The sequence below is a fragment of the Lachnospiraceae bacterium JLR.KK008 genome, assembly GCA_037015955.1.
Taxonomy (GTDB): domain Bacteria; phylum Bacillota; class Clostridia; order Lachnospirales; family Lachnospiraceae; genus VSOB01.
The window spans coordinates 3,045,494-3,065,393 of record CP143548.1 but is presented as its reverse complement, the minus strand read 5'-3'; the positions used below and the strand labels follow the sequence as shown (position 1 = coordinate 3,065,393).

Below are 19,900 nucleotides of genomic sequence, written 5' to 3'. Positions count from 1 at the left end.
AATATGAGTCCTGATATTACACTGGAGATTTATTTTCTGTTCCATTCTTTTCTCATGGGTATATTGATTACTGTTTTATACGATATACTGCGCATTTTGCGGAGAATGATTCGCCACAACATTCTGGCGGTTTCCGTGGAAGATTTCCTGTACTGGACAGCCTGCTCTCTGATCATTTTTGGTATGCTGATCAGAGAAAATAACGGCACGCTCCGCTGGTTTGCAGTAGCAGGAGCCATGGCAGGTATGTTTTTATACAAGATAACGATCGGCTTTCTGTTTGTAAAGTATGTCTCTCTTCTATTAATAAAGGTACTGCACATCATGGGAAAACTGATCAGACTGATACTGCGTCCGTTAAAATTCATAAAAAAGCGGCTCGAATGGCAGGGGAAACAATCTCGAAGCCGCTTGAGGGCGGGAACTTCTAAGGTGAAGAAGAAGTTGACGCTCGGTAAAAAAAAGCTTAGAATGATTTTATATAAACATTAAAGGAAGCAATAGGAGAATGCGTTATGGTAAAGAGAAGACTGGCCTTCCGCAGAAAAAGACAGAATCGCCTTGGTATGTTTCTCGTGACAGTTGCGGTGTTGATGCTTCTTCTTGTAGTCGGGATCAGAAGTATCGAACTTTATAATAAACAAAAACTGTATGCGGCAAAAGAGATCGCATTGGAAGAGCAGATTCTGCAGGAGCAGAAGAGAACGGAAGAGATCGAAGAATTCCGTAAATATACAAAGACGAAAAAATATGCGGAGGAAGTGGCAAAAGACAAGCTCGGCCTTGTATATGACGGGGAGATCATTTTTAAAGAAAAAAATTAAATGCGGACCGGATCGAAAGATTCATGGTTCGCATTTTTTTGTCTGAAAAAAGACCGGATGCGATTCATATTATGACAAACTATGCGGGCTGCATTTGCTATACTGTATTCTTAACAGAGGGCAGAGGAATTAACTGCTTTATAAAAGGAAGGGACATTGTAAAATGAGAAAGGCAAATGCGATAGGCGTGCGGACGCAGGACGTTCTGCTTCCTGCTTATGGAAGGAAAAAATTACTTGGCTATGCGGACTCGTTTCATGTTTTAGCAAAAACATTTACATATAGAGGAGAAACGGATGAAGGAGAGATGTCGGACAGAGAGACAAGCCTGTTCAAAAAAAGATTACTGGAAGACCGTGAGATATTGGCAGACAATCTCAAAGAAGTCGCCCGTATTATAAGGACGATGGCGGAAGAAACCTATCACTTTTATCCGCTAAAGGCGAAGGAACAGAAAAAGATCGTCCATGCCTGTAAGGAAAATGGTATACTGGTCAGAGAAATTTACCAGGCGGAAGAGGACGAGAGCGGTCTGAAGCTGGCCGTCGAATTATGTGTCGATGACAGACATGTGATGACTGCGGAAGATGCGGCAGAACTTTTGTCATTTTTGTTTAAGAGAAAACTGCTGCCGGAAAAAGACAGCCTGTTTTTCCTCTCGAAAGAGTATGAGATGATCCTGTTTGAAGAGGAGCCTTCCTTTAATGTGCTGACAGGGGCGGCGAAAGCCACGAGAGAGAATGAGAAGGTATCCGGGGACACCTATTGTTTTATTGAAAAAGGCAACGGCGGCATTACGATGGCGCTGTCAGATGGCATGGGCTCCGGAGAAAAGGCAATGGGGGACAGTGAGACGGTGATTGACCTGCTGGAAAAACTGCTGGAAAGTGGCTTTTCAAAAGAAGTGGCAGTGGAAATGATCAATGGAGTACTCGTTGCCCGCTGTGAGGAAGAAAATATGTCGACGCTCGATATTTGCGACATTAATCTGTATACAGGAGAGTGCGAAATGATGAAAATAGGCTCTTCTTATACTTATATTAAGCAGGATGATATAGTGGAACAGATAGCCGCTGATAATCTGCCGCTAGGCATTTTTCATAAGATGGAAGTGGACAAGCAGGTATGTCGGCTGCGGGATGGAGACTTCATCATCATGGTGTCTGATGGCATCATAGACGGCGTGGGAAACGAAGATCTGTTCCGGGAAGTTTTGAGCCAGATGGATGTACAAAATCCACAGGAAATGGCCAATTATATCTTACGGTTTGTCCTGCACAGGACAAAAGGGAAGATACAGGATGACATGACGGTGCTGACTCTTGGCATTTGGGAAAATGCGAGCCTGTAGATGGGTTGATTTTTTATTTGAAATTGATTATAGTTATGCTATGATCACAAAGGTGGAAAATTTTATCAGAGACAATCATATGTTGAAGTCGGACGATACGGTCGTGGCTGGCATTTCGGGAGGGGCAGATTCTGTCTGCCTTCTCTTTGTATTACTTAAAATAAGAGAGCGCATTCCGTTTCAGCTGCTGGCTGTCCATATCAACCATAAAATAAGAAAGGAAGCAGAGGAAGACGCTGCATATGTCGAGACGCTGTGCAGGCAGTGGAATTGTCCCTACTATTATATAGAAGAAAACGTGGAAGAATATGCCAGAGTACAGCATATTTCCACGGAGGAGGCGGGGCGCATTGTCCGCTATGGGGCATTTGCGGATGTTCTTGCAGGGGCAGGCGCGCCGGATGGCAAGATCGCAGTCGCTCATAATCAGAATGATAATGCGGAGACGGTATTGTTCCACCTGTTTAGAGGGACAGGGATTGCGGGTCTGTCGGGTATCCGGGCGGTGCGGGGAAATATCATAAGACCGCTTCTGTGTGCGACCCGGGAGGAAATTGAGGAATTTCTTGGAAAAAATCAGATTGCCTATTGTATAGATAAAACAAATAGCGAGGATACTTATACAAGAAACCGAATCCGGCATCATATCGTATCCTATGCCCAAAAAGAGATCTGTGAAAGAGCGGTGTCCCATATATATGAAACCAGCATTATAGCAGGGGAGGCGGAAACGTTTATCCGTGAGAGTGCAGGCAAGGCACTTTCAGGATGCGCGAAGTATTTACAGCGGGAAATCATACTGGATGTGGCAGTTTTCATGAGAGAAGACCCTTTCCTGCAAAAGCAAATGTTGCTGCTGGCAATGGAGGATGTCGTGGGCAGCAGAAAAAATATCACGGCAGTGCATGTAAGCATGTTATTACAGATGTTTTACAGAGATGGGAACGCGAGTGTGCAGCTTCCGGGCGGTATGGCCGTTTATCGGGAATATGACAAAGTGCGGCTTACCTGCGGCGAAACTGTTGAGAGAGCAGATGACCAGGGGGATAAAAAACAGCTTGTTATTCCGGGTGTTACCTGGTACCAGGGCATGGCGTTTGAGGCCAGTCTGTTATCCTGTGAAAAAAGCCAAATTATTCCCGTAAAAACATATACGAAATGGTTTGATTATGATAAAATAATTAAATCTTTGATGCTCCGAACGCGGCAAACCGGCGATTATCTGCAGGCCTATGCGAATGGCGGCAAAAAATCGCTGAAAGCATATTATATAGAAGAAAAGATACCGAGAGCACAAAGAGATCATATCCCTGTCCTGGCAGACGGAGATCATATCCTGTGGGTAGTCGGACAGCGGATCAGTGAGTATTATAAAGTAGACAAAGAGACAAAGACCGTATTACAGATACAGGTCACAGGAGGAACTACAGATGGCGGAAAAGATCAGAGTACTGTTGACAGAGAAAGAAGTTGATGAAAAGATCCAGGAGATCGGGGAGCAGATCAGCCGGGATTATGCGGGGAAGCAGGTGCATCTCGTGTGTGTTTTAAAAGGCGGGAGCTTTTTTATGTGTGAGCTGGCCAAAAGGATCACGATACCGGTATCTCTTGACTTTATGTCGGTTTCCAGCTATGGCAGTGCGACGAAATCCAGCGGTGTTGTCAAGATTGTCAAAGATCTGGATGAGCCATTGAAAGATAAGGAAGTCATAATTATAGAAGATATTGTAGATTCCGGCAGGACACTCAGTTATCTGATTGAAATGCTCAGAGACCGGGGACCGAAAAGTCTTGCACTGTGCACGCTGCTCGATAAGCCGGAACGCAGGGTGGTGGATGTTCACGTAGACTATACCGGATTCCAGATCCCGGATGAATTTGTAGTGGGGTATGGACTGGATTATGATCAAAAATACAGGAATCTTCCATACATTGGTATTGTAGAATTAGATTGAGGGAAGCGGCGCTTCACTCCTGGGAGGAAAAGCATTGAACAAAAACAGCAGAAGTCTGAATACTTATTTTATTGTCATACTGATTCTTTTGGGATTGACTTTTTTTATTAGTACGCTGAATGAAAAGCAGGACGTTTATACAAAAGCGGAGCTGACAGCAGACCTGGAAAACGGGCGGGTCACGCATGTGGAAATACAGCCAAATAAAGAGACGCCCACAGGTGCAGTAAAAGTAGCTTTATCAGACGGCAGCGTGAGAGTGGCATATGTGTCTGATGTTAAAGAGATCGAGCGTTTGTTGTCTGAGAACGGAATCAACCCGATTATGCGTGATGTTCCGAAAGAAAGCTGGTTTATGACTTACATGCTGCCAATGTTGGTAGTGCTGATTATCGGCGTCTTTTTCTTTGTGATGATGAATTCACAAAATTCAGGTGGCAACGGGAAAATGATGAATTTCGGCAAGAGCCGGGCAAAACTTTCCATGGGAGAGGGCACAATCACGCTGAAAGACGTTGCAGGTCTGAAAGAAGAAAAGGAAGAGCTGGAAGAAATTATAGAATTTTTACGGGAACCCGCTAAATTTACGAAGGTGGGCGCGAGGATACCGAAAGGCGTCTTGTTGGAGGGACCTCCGGGAACCGGTAAGACGTTGCTTGCAAAAGCCATAGCCGGGGAAGCCAATGTTCCCTTTTTCAGTATTTCAGGATCAGATTTTGTGGAGATGTTTGTAGGTGTGGGTGCATCCCGTGTCCGGGATCTGTTTTTAAACGCGAAGAGGAATGCTCCCTGTATCGTGTTTATCGATGAAATTGATGCTGTGGCAAGACGTCGGGGAACCGGTATGGGCGGCGGCCACGACGAGAGAGAACAGACGCTGAACCAGCTTCTTGTGGAGATGGATGGATTTGGAGTCAATGAAGGGATTATCGTCTTGGCAGCGACAAACAGAGTGGACATTCTTGACCCGGCGATCCTTCGTCCAGGCCGGTTTGACAGGAAAATCACGGTCAGCTCGCCTGATGTAGGCGGCAGGGAAGATATTCTGAAAGTACATGCCAAAAATAAACCCCTTGCAGATGATGTTGATTTGAAACAGATCGCGCAGACGACGGCAGGATTTACTGGGGCCGATCTGGAAAATCTGTTGAATGAGTCTGCGATTGTAGCTGCAAAAAATAACAGAGGTTTTGTCAAACAGGACGATATTAAAAAAGCATTTATTAAAGTCGGGATTGGTTCGGAAAAGAAAAGCCGTATCATTTCGGACAAGGAAAAGAAGATTACGGCGTTCCACGAGGCAGGTCACGCGATCTTGTTTCATGTGCTGCCGGATGTGGGGCCTGTGTATACAGTTTCTATTATTCCGACCGGTATTGGTGCGGCTGGCTATACGATGCCGCTTCCGGAAAAGGATGAGGTATTTATGACAAAAGGCCGGATGATCCAGGAGATTATGGTGAGCCTGGGTGGCAGGATCGCCGAGGAAATGATCTTTGGGGACATTACAACCGGCGCCTCCAGCGACATCAAGAAGGCCACAAAAGTTGCGAGAAAGATGGTGACCCGGTTTGGTATGTCGGAACGTATCGGTCTTATCAATTACGATGATGACGACGACGAAGTGTTTATCGGACGGGATCTGGCACATACAAGGAGTCACAGCGAAGTTGTCGCCAATGAGATTGATGTGGAGGTCAAGCGGATTATAGATGAATGCTATGCGAAAGCAAAACAAATCATCGAAGAGCATAATGAGATTCTGCACAGATGTGCAGACTTGCTGATCGAGAAAGAAAAGATCTCCAGAACCGAGTTTGAGCAGTTGTTTGCCTAGGGATTATGCAATATTACCAAAAATAAGCATCTGTTTTTGGTATAATTGTGAATTGAGAGTATAGACATTTGGCGGGACCTTTGCTATTATACTATTTGTAACCCCCCCCAATACATTATATAGTTTTTTGCTATACCCCATAAGAAAGAAATACCTTCTCTAAAAAAGACAGCAAGTTAAAATGCTGTCTTTTTTACTACCAAAAATTATGATATACTATGCACGTAAGCAATGAGCAGTGCGAAGAAACTCAGAGATACAGCTGCGTTGTGCTTGCACATAAGCGGCTGTATCTCTGAGTTTCTTCATAGGGCGAGAGCCCGTGAGCGAAAAGACGCGAAGCGGCTTTGCGCGGCACTGCGATTGTAAAGCAGTGCGACTGAAAAGCAGGCACGGGTGACTGCGAAAAAACAGGAAAGGTGAGTGATTATGGAATTTGACCGATTTCTGAAAGCGCAGCAGCAGCAGGAATATGTTGCCAATATGCGTCCGGTATTTCGAAAAAAAGCGCTTTTTAGTGATACGACACAAAATTATGTAATACCCCAGGAACCGGCGCCCTACGACGAAATCACAGTGAGATTTCGTTCTGGAAGAAGAAATATTGACAGAGTTTATTTTGTCTGTAAGGGACAAAAGGAATTGATGATGTTGGAGTCATCAGATGAACAGTTTGACTACTATGCGGTGAAAGTACAGTTGGAGAATGAACCGTTAGTCTATTATTTTGAGATAAAAGCGGGAAAGATCATTTGTTGTTATGATATGCGGGGAGCGGTAAAGAGCGCAGAGGAGCACTTTTGCTTCCGCGTCTATCCAGGCTTTCGAACGCCTTCCTGGGCAAAAGGGGCGGTTATGTATCAGATATTTACAGACCGCTTTTATAACGGAGATCCTTCTAATGACGTTCTGACAAATGAATATCGGTATATCGGGGAACCAGTCGTAAAAGCGGAAGACTGGGATGCATATCCGGACAGTATGGATGTGCGTAGATTTTATGGCGGAGATTTGCAGGGAATTATCGATAAGCTCGATTATCTGGAAAATCTGGGGATAGATGTGATCTATTTAAATCCCATTTTTGTCTCTCCTTCCAATCATAAATACGATATTCAGGACTATGATTATGTTGACCCCCATTTGGGAAAGATTGTGAAAGAAGAGGGGGAATTGCTTCAGCCGCATGAAAGGGAAAACAGGCTTGCAGGCCGTTATATTACAAGAGTGACAGATAAGGAAAATCTGGAAGCGAGCAATCGATTATTTGCAAAACTTGTGGAGGAAATCCACAAGCGGGGAATGAAAGTCATACTTGATGGCGTGTTCAATCATTGCGGTTCCTTTAACAAGTGGATGGACCGGGAGCGGATCTATGAAAACGCTAAAGGGTATGAAAAAGGCGCATATGTTTCGCCGGACAGTCCATATCGGAATTACTTTCGCTTTTATGAGACAGACAAGTGGCCTTACAATCATACATATGATGGATGGTGGGGCCATGACACGCTTCCGAAACTGAATTATGAAGGTTCCAGAGAACTATATGATTATGTCTTACGAGTGGCGAAAAAATGGTTATCAGCGCCTTATTGTGTGGATGGCTGGAGACTGGATGTGGCGGCGGATCTGGCCCACAGCCCGGAAGAGAATCACAAATTCTGGCAGGAGTTTCGCAGGGCAGTAAAAGGCGTCAATCCCGAGGCGCTGATTCTGGCGGAGCATTATGGAAGCCCGGAGAGCTGGCTGAGAGGAAATGAGTGGGATTCCGTCATGAATTATGATGCTTTTATGGAACCGGTTTCCTGGTTCCTGACCGGGATGCAGAAGCACAGTGATGATTATCGGGCGGATCTGTACGGAAATGCGTTCAGCTTCTGGGAGACTATGAAATATCACAATGTTGATTATACGATGCCGTCCTGGCAGGTTGCCATGAATGAACTGTCCAATCACGACCATTCGCGCTTTTTGACAAGGACGAATCACAAGGTTGGACGAACGAATACATTGGGGCCGGAGGCAGCCAATGAAGGAATCAGCAAACCGGTATTCCGGGAAGCGGTACTGTTACAGATGACATGGATTGGAGCTCCTACGATCTACTATGGAGATGAAGCCGGTGTATGCGGATTTACGGACCCGGATAACAGACGCACCTATCCCTGGGGGCATGAGGATAAAGAGCTGATTGAATTTCACAGGCAGATGATACGAATTCATAAGGAAAACCCGGAATTTATCTGGGGGTCTTTATTGAGACTGCATGATGATTACAATGTGATCGCATATGGCAGATTCGTAAAAGAGGAACAGTCTGTTGTCATATTGAATAATAATGAGACAGAAATAAAGAAAGAAATCAGCGTATGGGAGGCCGGCATTCCAAAGGAAGTGATCCTGGAGCAGCTGATTATGACGGATCAGAGTGGTTTTACGACAAAAGCGGTTTATTATCCGGTAAGATCGGGAAAAGTGTCGATTACATTGCCGCCTACGTCCGCTGTTGTACTCAAACACAAAAAGAAAGAAAAAAGAGGTTTCCTGCAATTTCTGTGACAATATTTGGAACCGGTAAAATTCCCATATTGCATAGTGATTCTAATGTAAAGTGTTGACCGGCTTTGTCGATGGGCATATAATAAAATTGTAAGCGAGTAAGAGGCGCACATGATAAGGAGAAAGGAAATATGGGAATAAACCAAACAGGAACACAGAGGAAAAAGACCGGTCAGGCCGCACAGCTTAAGAAACTGGTGATTGAGGTAATTGCCGCAGTAGCCTTGGGGATTGTGATGCTGATCGTATTTACCTTGTCTACATTTGTTTTGTCATCTGTTCAGGAGGAACAGCTTAATGTTTCTATTGCGTTGAATCAATATCGGCTCGGCTCGAAAGCACTGACTTATGCCGTACAATCCTATGCGGCGACACAAGATCAGAAATATTATGACGCTTATCTGAGAGAGCTGAATGAAGATAAAAACAGAGATAAGGCATTGGCGATTTTGGAAACTTGCCGGATCACGGAAGAAGAATGGGGGAAACTGGCAGAGATTGCCTCTTTGTCGGACAATTTAGTGCCTTTGGAAGAGGAGGCGATTGCGCACGCCGGAAACGGAGACGTAGAGTCTGCAATGAACGCCGTGTTCAGCCCGGAATATGGCAGTGTGATCGATGAGATCAGTGAGCTGACAGATCAGACAATCACAGAAATTGAAAACCGGAAAGAAGAAATTGTCAAAATGCTGAAATTGGCAAAGATATTGATCGAGATCATATTTGTAATTGCATTCTCTTATGTTGTATGGGGGATTATCAGAATTACACAGTTTGCCAACAGAGAGCTTCTGATACCAATTAAGAAAATTTCGACGCAGATGGAAGCGCTTGCCAGAGGAGACTTCAGCATGGAAATGGATATGCGTCAGGATGACAGTGAGGTCGGAAAAATGGTAGGAGCCGCCGCATTTATGCGCATCAACCTGTACCAGATGATCAAAGAAATATCGGAAGTTTTGGAGCAGATGGGCGGCGGTGATTACAACATACAGATTAATCAGGAATATGTCGGTGAATTTGTTCGTATCAAAGAGTCTTTCCTTAAGATTGCAGAAAAGATGCGGGATATGTTGACAACAATCCGCGATGCAGTCGGAGAAATTGACAAGGGAGCAGAGCAGCTGGCATCAGCAGCGGAGGATCTGGCTGAAGGAAGTACGAATCAGGCCGTACAGTTGACAGATGTCGTGGAGGCGTTCAAGATATTATCTGCCAGCATGGAGGAAAACGTAGTCGGAGCGGAGGAGTCTGTTGAGATTTCCAATCGTGCAGGCGGCACATTACAGAGAAGCAATGAGAAAATGCAGGAGTTAAAAGAAGCCATTGGCGAAATTAGCAAATGCAGCGAACAGATTGGCACAATCATTAATGCGATTGAAGACATTGCTTCTCAGACGAATCTCTTATCGCTAAATGCTTCTATTGAGGCGGCGAGAGCAGGGGAAGCAGGTAGAGGGTTTGCCGTGGTTGCAGAGCAGGTGAAAAACCTGTCCGAAGAATCGTCAAAAGCTGTGGGAAGAACGACAAAACTCATTGAGACAACGATTCAGGCTGTGGAAAAAGGTATCTCTATTGCGGATGAGACAGCGGCAAATCTTGATGAAGTCATGGAAGGCGCTCAAATGGCGATCGGAAAAATGGAGCAGATCGCAGAATTGCTGAAGCAGGATGTAACTAGTATGCATAATGTGGATGATAGTATTTCTCAGGTATCGGCGATTGTGGACAACAATTCCGCCACATCCGAGGAAACTGCTGCAGTCAGTGAACAGCAGAAAGCGCAAGTGGACACAATGGTAGAGCTGATGAATAAGTTTAACATCTGATGTGACAGTAAACGCCTGAATTCCGGGGCAAAATAAAAATAAAACGAGGTACGAATACATGTGGTTTGATGAAGCAGTTGTATATCAGATATATCCTCTGGGAATGTGTGGCGCACCTCTGCACAATGATGGTGTAGAGGAACACCGCATCCTGCGCGTACTGGACTGGGTGGATCATATTAAGGAGACAGGCGCAACCTGCGTATTGTTTAATCCTTTGTTTGAAAGTGATGCACATGGTTATGATACGCGGGATTATAATAAAGTAGATTGTCGGCTTGGGACGAAAGAAGATTTTCAGAAAGTATGTGATGCACTGCATGAGGCAGGCCTGAAAATTATGCTGGACGGCGTGTTTAATCATGCCGGCAGAGGTTTCTGGGCGTTTGAGGATGTCAGGGAGAAAAAATGGGACAGCGCTTATAAAGACTGGTTTCATATTTCATTTGATGGAAATACCAATTATAATGATGGTTTTTGGTATGAGGCCTGGGAAGGGTGTAATGAACTGGTCAAATTAAATCTGCACAATCCGGCTGTCAGAGATTATTTATTTGATGCTGTACGAAACTGGGTCGGAGACTATGACATCGACGGGTTGAGACTGGATGTGGCATACTGTCTGGATCTGGGATTTTTGGAAGCTCTGCGGGGACTGGCAGACAGTGTGAAACCGGATTTTGTTCTGATGGGTGAGACCTTACATGGAGATTACAACAGATGGATGAATGATCATGCCTGCCATAGCGTAACGAACTATGAGTGCTATAAAGGGCTGTATTCCAGCTTTAATACGGGAAATATGCACGAGATTTCCTATAGTTTAAATCGCCAATTTGGCGGAGAACAGTGGTGCCTGTATACAGGGAAACATCTGCTCAGCTTTTTGGACAATCATGATGTGAGCCGGATCGCAACGATCCTCACAGATAAAAATTGTATTCGTCCGGCTTATGGTATGCTGTTTGGAATGCCTGGAGTGCCTTCCGTATATTATGGAAGTGAGTGGGGCGTGGAAGGAGACAAGAAAAATGGCGATCCTTCTCTGCGGCCTGCAATAGAGCAGCCGGAAACAAATGAACTAACGACATGGATCAAAAGTCTGGCGGAAGCCAGAACAGCCAGCAAAGCACTCTGCTATGGAAGTTATCGAAATGTGATGGTACAGCCAAAGCAGCTGATCTTTGAGCGGAAAACAGAAGGAGAGCGTGTGCTTGTGGCGATCAATGCAGATGAAAATACGTATCATGCAGATTTCAATGCACAGTCAGGACGAGGATGGGATCTGATCACCGGAGAAATGCACGATTTTGGCGGTGGCAGTGATTTACCTCCTTATTCTTGCTTTTTTTGGAAAACAGAGTAAAGCAGTTTGAGGATTGGTTTAAAATAAAAGGGAATAACTGGAGGATAAAAGATGAGGGTATTGAATTTTGGGTCATTGAATTATGACTATGTATATAAAGTAGATCACGCGGTATTGCCGGGAGAGACACTGAGTTCATTCGGGATGGAAACGTTCCTTGGCGGAAAAGGATTGAATCAGTCAATCTCTCTTGCAAGAGCCGGTGTACCTGTTTATCATGCCGGTATGATTGGGGAAGATGGACAGCAATTTCTTGATACATGCAGGAAAAGCAATGTAGATACGACATTTATCAGGCAAATTCCAGGCAAGAGTGGGCATACGATCATACAGTTAGATAAAAATGCACAAAATTGTATCCTTCTTTTTGGAGGCAGCAACCGCAGCATCACGAAAGAATTTGTGGATGAAGTACTTGCAAATTTTGAAAAGGGAGATATTCTCTTATTGCAGAATGAAGTCAATGAACTGGACTATATCATTGACAAGGCGTATGAACGCGGTATGCAGATCGCATTGAATCCTTCTCCGCTCGACAGCGCACTGGATGCCTGTGATCTGACGAAGATTTCTGTATTCCTTCTGAATGAGATTGAGGGAGGGCAGATTTCCGGAGAGAAGGAACCGGATAAAATTTTGGATGTGATGATGAATAAATTTCCGGAGGCAAAAGTTGTCTTGACTCTTGGCTCGGATGGGGCTGTTTATCGTGATAAAACCCAGACATGCAGGCAGGAAATCTATAAAGTACAGGCGGTAGATACGACAGCGGCGGGAGATACCTTTACCGGATACTTCATTGCATCCATGTTAGAAAATATGCCGGTTCAGGAAGCACTTAAAATGTGTGCCAGAGCTTCTTCTATCACTGTGTCACGGATGGGGGCTACAGATTCCATTCCAACGATGGAGGAAGTAAAAGCGGCGATGGTGTAAGCAAAAAAATCTTTTGACAGCCAGATCATTTTGAAAGAAAAAGCATAATTCCAGGCAGGTGAAGTGTTGGAGCAATCAGAAATTGTTCGGGAAGGGTCCGTTATGGGTACTTCGGAGAAAAACAGATATGTGGCAAAACATACAATAAAAGACAGTGTTTTTACGAATCTGTTTCAAGATAAAAAATATTTGATGCAGTTGTATAAAGCGCTTCATCCTGAGGACAATGATATTACGGAGACAGAATTGTCAGACGTCACGATTCGTAACGTACTGACAGACAATATATACAATGATCTTGGCTTTATGGTTGGAAATCGCCTGATGATCTTAGTGGAAGCACAGTCTACATGGACAATGAATATTATAGTCAGAGCCATGTTGTATTTGGCGCAAACGTATCATGATTATTTGGAACGTACCAAACAAAATTTATATAAATCAAAAAAGGTACAGTTGCCAATACCGGAAGTCTATGTAATCTATGCTGGTGACAGGAAAGCGAAACCATCAGAGGTCTCATTGTCAGAAGAGTTTTTTGGCGGAGAAGAATGTTCCATTGATATAAAAGTAAAGATGATCTACGACGGAAAAGAGGGCGATATCATCAACCAATATATCGTTTTCACACAGGTATGCAATGGACAGATTGCCTTATATGGAAGAACAAAAAAAGCGGTTTTAGAGACGATCCGAATCTGCAAAGACAGAGATGTGTTGAAGGAATATCTGGAAAGCAGGGAAAAGGAGGTCATCGATATTATGATGGTATTGTACGACGAGCAGGAAATCATGCGATCTTATCTGGAAAGTGAAATAGAAGAAGCGAGCCAGAAGGCGATACAAAAAGGCATGTGTGAAGGCAGACGTGAAGGCAGACGTGAAGGTATGCGTGAAGGCAGACGTGAAGGCATGCGTGAAGGCATGCGTGAAGGCATGCGTGAAGGAAAATATGCTGCCGGAGTAGAAACAGCCCGACGATTTTTGCAAATGGGAAAGTTGTCGATTCAAGAGATTGCAGATGGTACTGGTTTGTCTATTGAAGAGGTTGAAAGATTGGCACAGTTGCGATCGGAATGATCATTTGAAAAATAATAATATCAGTAAAATAGAAGCAGGAAATCTTGTGAAATATAAGATTTCCTGCTTTTTTCCTTTATAAAAATATATGAAAATAGAATAAAATTCTAGTGAAAGGAGATTTCTATTCAAAAGAGAAAGGAGAGAGTCGTATGAGTGTTTCTTATGGTTATGTGCGTGTAAGCTCAAAGGATCAAAATGAGGACAGACAAATCGTAGCAATGGAAGAGATCGGAATCGAAGAAAAAAATATCTATGTGGATAAACAGTCGGGAAAAGATTTCAATCGGCCTATGTACAAAAAGCTGTTAAAAAAGCTAAAAAAGGATGATCTGATTTATATCAAGAGTATTGACAGGCTGGGAAGAAACTATGAAGAAATCCTGGAACAATGGCGTATTCTGACAAAAGACAAAAAAGCGGACATCATCGTACTGGATATGCCGCTCCTTGATACGAGAAGAGGAAAAGATTTGATCGGTACATTTTTAAGTGATATTGTTTTACAATTATTGTCCTTTGTAGCAGAAAATGAGAGAAAGAATATCAAACAGAGACAGAGAGAAGGGATCGAAGCAGCCAGACTGAGAGGTGTGAAATTCGGAAGGCCAAGAAAACCGGTGCCGGAAAATTTTCCTGTTGTGTATCAGCGGTGGATACTAAAAGAAATCAGCGCAAAAGAAGCATCCATGAGCTGTGGAATGCCGTTATCGACATTTTATAACAAGAGCAGGAAATTAAAAATGAAATAAGAGTTGTGTCGAAGAAAATAAAGTTTTCTCACATATTTTTGAAAGGTGTACTTTTTTGGAATCTTACATAATCAGGTTTTACGTTGTCATTCTATCATAAAACCCAGGGATATACAAGAATATGTCATTTTTTTCGTTGTTTTTCGCTGTGTATGACGATTTTAAAAAAGTACACATTAAAAAAATAGGAGAAAAAGGTGAATATAGCGATTGTACTGGCGGCAGGCGTGGGACAGAGAATGAGAAACGGCGGACTGCCAAAACAGTTTTTGAAGCTGATGGGAAAGCCCATCGTGATCTATACGTTAGAGAAGTTTGAGGCGAGCAGAGAAATCGAGAAGGTGCTCGTTGTCTGTCACAGTAGCTATACTGAATATATGAGAGGGCTGTTGGAATTGTATCAGATCAGGAAAGTGAGCAAAGTTATTGTAGGAGGAAGCGACAGGCAGGGAAGTCTGGTAAAAGGACTGGAAGAGATCGTCAGAGACGGGGGAAAGCCAGAGGACATTGTCGTGATTCATGACGGCGTAAGACCGCTGGTGGATCTGACAACAATTCAAGAAAACATTCGTGTGGCCAGGCAGTATGGCTGCGCGGTAACGGTACATCCGGTATCAGAATCAGTCGTGATTACGCAGTCAGAGGAAGCGGACATGTCGGATTTCAAAAAGAGGGCGGATACGTATTCGATGACGGCTCCGCAGACATTCCGATTGGGAAAGATTCTGGAAGCGTACCGTAAGGCTGGCAGGCAGGAGCGGGGGATGCCGCTCTTAGATGCAGCAATGGTATATGCAGAGGCAGGAGGGGAAGTTCATCTTGTGAAAGAACAGGGAGTGAATATCAAAATCACGACGCCGGAAGACTTTTATTATCTGAAAGCGATTCTGGAGCTGGAAGAGAACAGATATATATTCGGATTATAGGAGAGAGACATGGTAGAGGAAAGAGATCTGAAAATTATAGGGAACAGCCCCATTGACTGGGAAAAGTTTCGGGATAAGACAGTGCTGATTACGGGGGCGAGCGGGCGGCTGGGAATGTATCTTCTGGAAGCAGTCAGCAAGGCGAATATCGACTGGAATCTGAATACGACGATCGTGGCACTGGCAAGGAATGAAGAGAAGATGCGGAAGGTGTTTGGAGAATCGTTACAGCTTCCCTATGTTCATACATTGATTCAGGACATTACGCAGCCGATTTGTTGGGAGGGAGAAGTCCACTATATTTTCCATACGGCGGGGCCTGCCAGCCCGCGGGACTTTACGGATCATCCGGTTGATACGCTATGGAGTCATGTACAGGGGACGCATAATGTATTGGAGCTGGCGAGAGCGAAAAAGAGCGAGAAAGTACTGTATGTGTCCACAGTGGAGATTTACGGGGAATGGAAGGACGAAAAAGGTATTCGGGAAAGTGACATGGGCGTGGCAGGCTGCAACGAGGCGAGGATGTGCTATCCGGAGGCCAAAAGACTGTGTGAGGCGATGCTTGCAGCTTATGAAGCTCAGTATCAGATCCCATATGTTGGCGTGCGGCTGTGCCATACATTCGGGCCGGGGATTACTCTGGATGACGGAAGGGCTTTTTCAGAATTCCTTGAGAATGCATTGCATGGAGAGGATATTGTATTGCAGACGGACGGGCTGGCTACAAGGACTTATACTTATGTGGCGGACGCGACAGGAGCGATGCTGCTTGCATTTACTAAGGGCAGAGAGCATTACTACAATATCGCTAATACTGAAAACCTTGTGAGTGTGCGGGAACTGGCAGAGATAATTGCAGGACTGGATGAGAGCGGCAGAACTAAGGTGAGGACTGAGGCTGGCAATCAGGAACAGGAAAAAGAGCGGCTGCAGTATCTGCCGTTTCTGCTGGGGGTCATGGATACCGAACGGATCCGCATGCTGGGGTGGCGGCCGCAGGTAGGAATCAGGGACGCACTACGTTATACGCTGGAATCTTTTCAGCAGAGAAATAGTTGAAACCTGCTATTTTGAGCGCTGATGACGGACAGAGATGGCGGGGGGGGAGCAGGTGTCAAGCGGCCGTCTGAGGAGTGGGGTGGAAGAGGAGAGGAAGGGGACAGGTTGGCAATAACATGAATCAGGAAGAGAGATACATAAAAAAACGGCTGTGGAAGGCACGGGTTCAGAGCCTGGCATTCTATGTCTGCCGGGTATTTCCGATCAAAAGAAAGAAAGCAGTTTTTTGCTGTATCGAGGGGACAACCGGGTATACATGCAATCCCAAATACATTGCGGAAGAGCTGCACAGACGAGGAGGATATGAACTGATCTGGCTGGTGAATGACAGATCAAAATCGTTTCCGTCTTATATAAGGCCAGTGCATAACAGTCTGTGGAGGAGGGCATATCACCTCACGACCGCAGGATTTTGGATCGATAACAGCAGGAAACAGCTGGAGGCAAGAAAGCGCAGGGGGCAGGTCTATATCCAGACATGGCATGCGAAGCTGGGGTTTAAGCCGACGTGCCTGGATCGTGGTGCGTCCTTTTCAAAGATTGCCTATCTGGTGAGCCGGCATGACTCGGAGATGATTGACTATGTGCTCTCAAACTCTGACTGGTACGATGCGACCCTTCCAAGAGGTATGATCTATGAAGGTCCGGTACTGCGGACCGGGTCTCCCAGATGTGACATCCTTGTGAATGGCAGACGGAAGGCCGCAAAGGCAGTGCGGAAGAAGTTTCATTTACCGCAGGAAGAAAGGGTTATTCTGTATGCACCGACTTTTCGTGGCGGGAGTCAGGGGACGGAGCGCAAAGTGGCAGCCGGGCAGAGATTTCCTGACTATGGGAGACTGCGGGCAGTTTTGGCGGAGCGTTTTGGTGGGAGCTGGACGGTCTTTGTGCGTCTGCATCCCCAGCTTGTAGCCAGAAATCTTGATGGAGGAGCGGTCGGAGAGGGCGCTGTGGACGTGAGCAGAGTGGATGACTTGTATGAAGTGCTGGCAGGATGCGACGCTTTTTTGACAGATTATTCGAGTGCAGCTTTTGACGCGGCAGTGATGCGTATTCCGGTATTTTTATACGCAGATGACTATCAGGAATATACGGGAGAGCGGGGGAAGCTGCTGTGGGATCTTCGGAAACTGCCATTTCCGTTTGCAGAGGATGAGGCAGGCCTTTGGGAAAAGATAACGTCTTTTGAGGATGAGGACTACCAGCAGGGGCTGGAGAGACTGTTTGAAGAGACCGGAATGAAAGAGGACGGAAAAGCCGCAGCGCGGGTCTGCGACCTGATTGCCAGGATGAAAGGATGAAACTGGTCACAAATGGATCATAAATATCAAAATGAAATAGACGACTTTACAAACAACTTTATGTCATATAGGAATGAGAATATCATTCTTTATGGAATTGGCAGATATACGGCGACATTGGTTGAAGGAGTGAAAGGATTTCATTTTGCAGGCCTGATGGATAAAAGTTCTGAAAATATCGGAAAAACGTTTTTTGGACTGCCGGTTATCGATCCGGTTATGGCAGAAAAGATGGGCGATCTGGTCATTATCAATACATCGGAGACTTACTGGGATGTCATTTATGATCGTATCTCTGATTTAAAAATTCCTGTTTATTATAAGAACGGGAAAAGAGCAAAAAAGAGGTTAAAGTGCGGATCAGAGAATCCTTTTTATGATCTTTCTGTTGAAAGTTTATACAACCGTATCGATCAGGCGCAGGTTATATCGTTTGATTTCTTTGATACTTTGTTTATGCGTGCTGTTTGTGATCCTGAAGATATATTCCGCCTGTTGGAGGTAGAAATCCAAGAAGAGTGGCAGTGTGCAAACAATTTCATCGAAATAAGAAATGAAGCAAAAAAAAGGCTCAAAAAACAGTATTCGCTTGATGATCTATACAAAGAAATAGAAAAACTGAGTGCGCTTCCCGGACCGGTGATCCAAAGCATTAAGAAAAAAGAATTGCAGGTGGAGAAAAAACTGTTGGTGCCGCGTCCGGAGAGTGTGGAAGTGATGCAGTATGCACTTCGAAAGAAAAAAGCAGTATATGTGGTCAGCGATATGTATTTGCCGCTGCACTTCTTTGCAGAAATGTTGAATAGCTGCCAGATTAAATTACCAGAGGAAAACATCCTGGTTTCCTGCGTATTAGACTGTTCTAAAAAAGATGGCTCTTTATGGGATTACTACAACAAACGGATTATAAAGGAGAGAGCCGCTTTACATATTGGGGATCATCAAAAGGCAGATATAGAGATACCACGGAAGTATGGAATAAATACGTATTTGGCGCCATCTTCCGGAGAAATATTGTCAGCCTCTTCCATGCATGGTCTTTTAACAAATGTCTGCAGTAATTATGCGGCAGCGATTGCAGGTTGTGTTCGACAGAAATTATTCAGAAATGTGTATACACTTTTGCGCAGAGATGGAATGACTGTGCTCAAAAGCAATCAGGAAATGGGATATGCCGTGTTTGGACCGGTTATTTTGACATTTCTTTTATGGCTGTTACAGGAGAGCAAACGGGATCAGATCAAAAAGCTGGTATTTATGTCACGGGATGGATACTTTTTGCAGGAAGATTTTACATTTTTGTGTGAGCTTCTGGGAGAAAAAAGAGAAAATTGCTACCTTGGAATTTCAAGGCAGCTTGTCATGTCGGCGTCTGTCACTTCCGGGGAAGAACTTCTGGACTATATGTCTATGCCATATACCGGAAGCATGGAAGAATTGTTTGAGGACAGGCTTGGCATAAAAGGCGTAACGAGAGCAGAAGGGCGATCTCTGGAGGAACAGATAAAAATACATTTTACTGAGATACAGAATCATATCCGTGAAATCAGAAAGAATTATCTGTGTTATTTAGAGAGAATGAATCTGGACAATGATTGTGCAGTTGTAGACCTGGGGTATTATGGCAATAACCAAAAATATCTGAATCAATTAACAGGTAAGAGGATACGAGGGTACTATTTTAATGCGGATCTTTCCAGGCAGGAAAGAGATGAGCAAAAGCCGGAGATGAAAGCCTGTTTTCAGCAGGAGCATGACAAAACGGGAAAGAACAGTCAGATATTAAAGCGGATGATTTATATTGAAAGCGTTTTGACAGCGCCTTACGGAATGGTAAGGGCGGTTGATGCTGAAGGCAATTTTGTCTGTGCGGAAAAAAAGAATAATCAAAATTATTTCGACGATAAACGTGAAATCAATGAGGGGATTAAAGAATTCATTTACGATTATGTCAGACTGTTTGGAACGCTTGGACTGAATCCGGACAGACAATTTGTTGATTGGTATTATGGCTTTTGCTTTAGTGGAACGATGGAATTTTCGGATGACATAAAGAGAAGCTTTTATAACGATAACGGAATGATGAACCGGATTGAATCGATGCTGTTTTATTAGGGAGATC

The 19,900-nt window shown here is 44.4% G+C and carries 16 protein-coding genes; all 16 read left to right on the top strand.

All coding sequences use genetic code 11. The features are described from left to right. The first annotated feature begins 3 nt into the window (after positions 1 to 3). The 16 genes from yabQ (at position 4) to V1224_15045 (ending at position 19,893) form a co-directional block, all read left to right on the top strand. Entirely contained in the window at positions 4 to 492 is a 489-nt protein-coding gene (gene yabQ / locus V1224_15120) for a spore cortex biosynthesis protein YabQ (protein WWR15782.1), read from the top strand. A gap of 23 nt (positions 493 to 515) precedes the next feature. After that, positions 516 to 824: a septum formation initiator family protein gene (locus V1224_15115; GenBank protein WWR15781.1), complete on the top strand. Its 309-nt coding sequence runs from the start codon at positions 516 to 518 to the stop codon at positions 822 to 824. 163 nt (positions 825 to 987) lie between these two features. Further along, entirely contained in the window at positions 988 to 2,175 is a 1,188-nt protein-coding gene (locus V1224_15110) for a SpoIIE family protein phosphatase (protein ID WWR15780.1), read from the top strand. Next, positions 2,147 to 3,649, top strand: coding sequence for a tRNA lysidine(34) synthetase TilS (gene tilS, locus V1224_15105; GenBank protein ID WWR15779.1), 1,503 nt, complete (start codon positions 2,147 to 2,149; stop codon positions 3,647 to 3,649). Before V1224_15110 ends, tilS begins: the two co-directional genes overlap by 29 nt. Then, the gene (gene hpt, locus V1224_15100; GenBank protein WWR15778.1) at positions 3,606 to 4,130 is read left to right on the top strand and encodes a hypoxanthine phosphoribosyltransferase; all 525 of its coding nucleotides are present in this window, start codon (positions 3,606 to 3,608) and stop codon (positions 4,128 to 4,130) included. Before tilS ends, hpt begins: the two co-directional genes overlap by 44 nt. A gap of 34 nt (positions 4,131 to 4,164) precedes the next feature. After that, positions 4,165 to 5,967, top strand: a complete 1,803-nt coding sequence (gene ftsH, locus V1224_15095) for an ATP-dependent zinc metalloprotease FtsH (protein ID WWR15777.1) — start codon at positions 4,165 to 4,167, stop codon at positions 5,965 to 5,967. Between the two features lie 429 nt (positions 5,968 to 6,396). Beyond that, positions 6,397 to 8,526, top strand: coding sequence for an alpha-glycosidase (locus V1224_15090; GenBank protein WWR15776.1), 2,130 nt, complete (start codon positions 6,397 to 6,399; stop codon positions 8,524 to 8,526). 131 nt (positions 8,527 to 8,657) lie between these two features. Further along, positions 8,658 to 10,355, top strand: a complete 1,698-nt coding sequence (locus V1224_15085) for a methyl-accepting chemotaxis protein (protein WWR15775.1) — start codon at positions 8,658 to 8,660, stop codon at positions 10,353 to 10,355. 58 nt (positions 10,356 to 10,413) lie between these two features. Next, positions 10,414 to 11,721, top strand: coding sequence for an alpha-amylase family glycosyl hydrolase (locus tag V1224_15080; protein WWR15774.1), 1,308 nt, complete (start codon positions 10,414 to 10,416; stop codon positions 11,719 to 11,721). 51 nt (positions 11,722 to 11,772) lie between these two features. Continuing rightward, a complete protein-coding gene (locus V1224_15075; protein ID WWR15773.1) occupies positions 11,773 to 12,657 on the top strand; it encodes a ribokinase in 885 nt (294 codons plus the stop codon). Between the two features lie 66 nt (positions 12,658 to 12,723). Then, positions 12,724 to 13,737 carry a hypothetical protein gene (locus V1224_15070; GenBank protein ID WWR15772.1) on the top strand — a complete coding sequence of 338 codons (1,014 nt, stop codon included), beginning with the start codon at positions 12,724 to 12,726 and terminating at the stop codon, positions 13,735 to 13,737. A 152-nt stretch (positions 13,738 to 13,889) separates the two neighbouring features. Beyond that, positions 13,890 to 14,489: a recombinase family protein gene (locus tag V1224_15065; protein ID WWR15771.1), complete on the top strand. Its 600-nt coding sequence runs from the start codon at positions 13,890 to 13,892 to the stop codon at positions 14,487 to 14,489. Positions 14,490 to 14,686: 197 nt separating this feature from the next. Beyond that, positions 14,687 to 15,415, top strand: coding sequence for an IspD/TarI family cytidylyltransferase (locus V1224_15060; protein ID WWR15770.1), 729 nt, complete (start codon positions 14,687 to 14,689; stop codon positions 15,413 to 15,415). 9 nt (positions 15,416 to 15,424) lie between these two features. Then, a complete protein-coding gene (locus V1224_15055; protein WWR15769.1) occupies positions 15,425 to 16,477 on the top strand; it encodes an NAD-dependent epimerase/dehydratase family protein in 1,053 nt (350 codons plus the stop codon). A 74-nt stretch (positions 16,478 to 16,551) separates the two neighbouring features. Beyond that, positions 16,552 to 17,778, top strand: coding sequence for a CDP-glycerol glycerophosphotransferase family protein (locus V1224_15050; protein ID WWR15768.1), 1,227 nt, complete (start codon positions 16,552 to 16,554; stop codon positions 17,776 to 17,778). A gap of 60 nt (positions 17,779 to 17,838) precedes the next feature. Then, complete coding sequence (locus tag V1224_15045) at positions 17,839 to 19,893, top strand: hypothetical protein (protein ID WWR15767.1); 2,055 nt, start codon at positions 17,839 to 17,841, stop codon at positions 19,891 to 19,893. Positions 19,894 to 19,900: the final 7 nt, after the last annotated feature.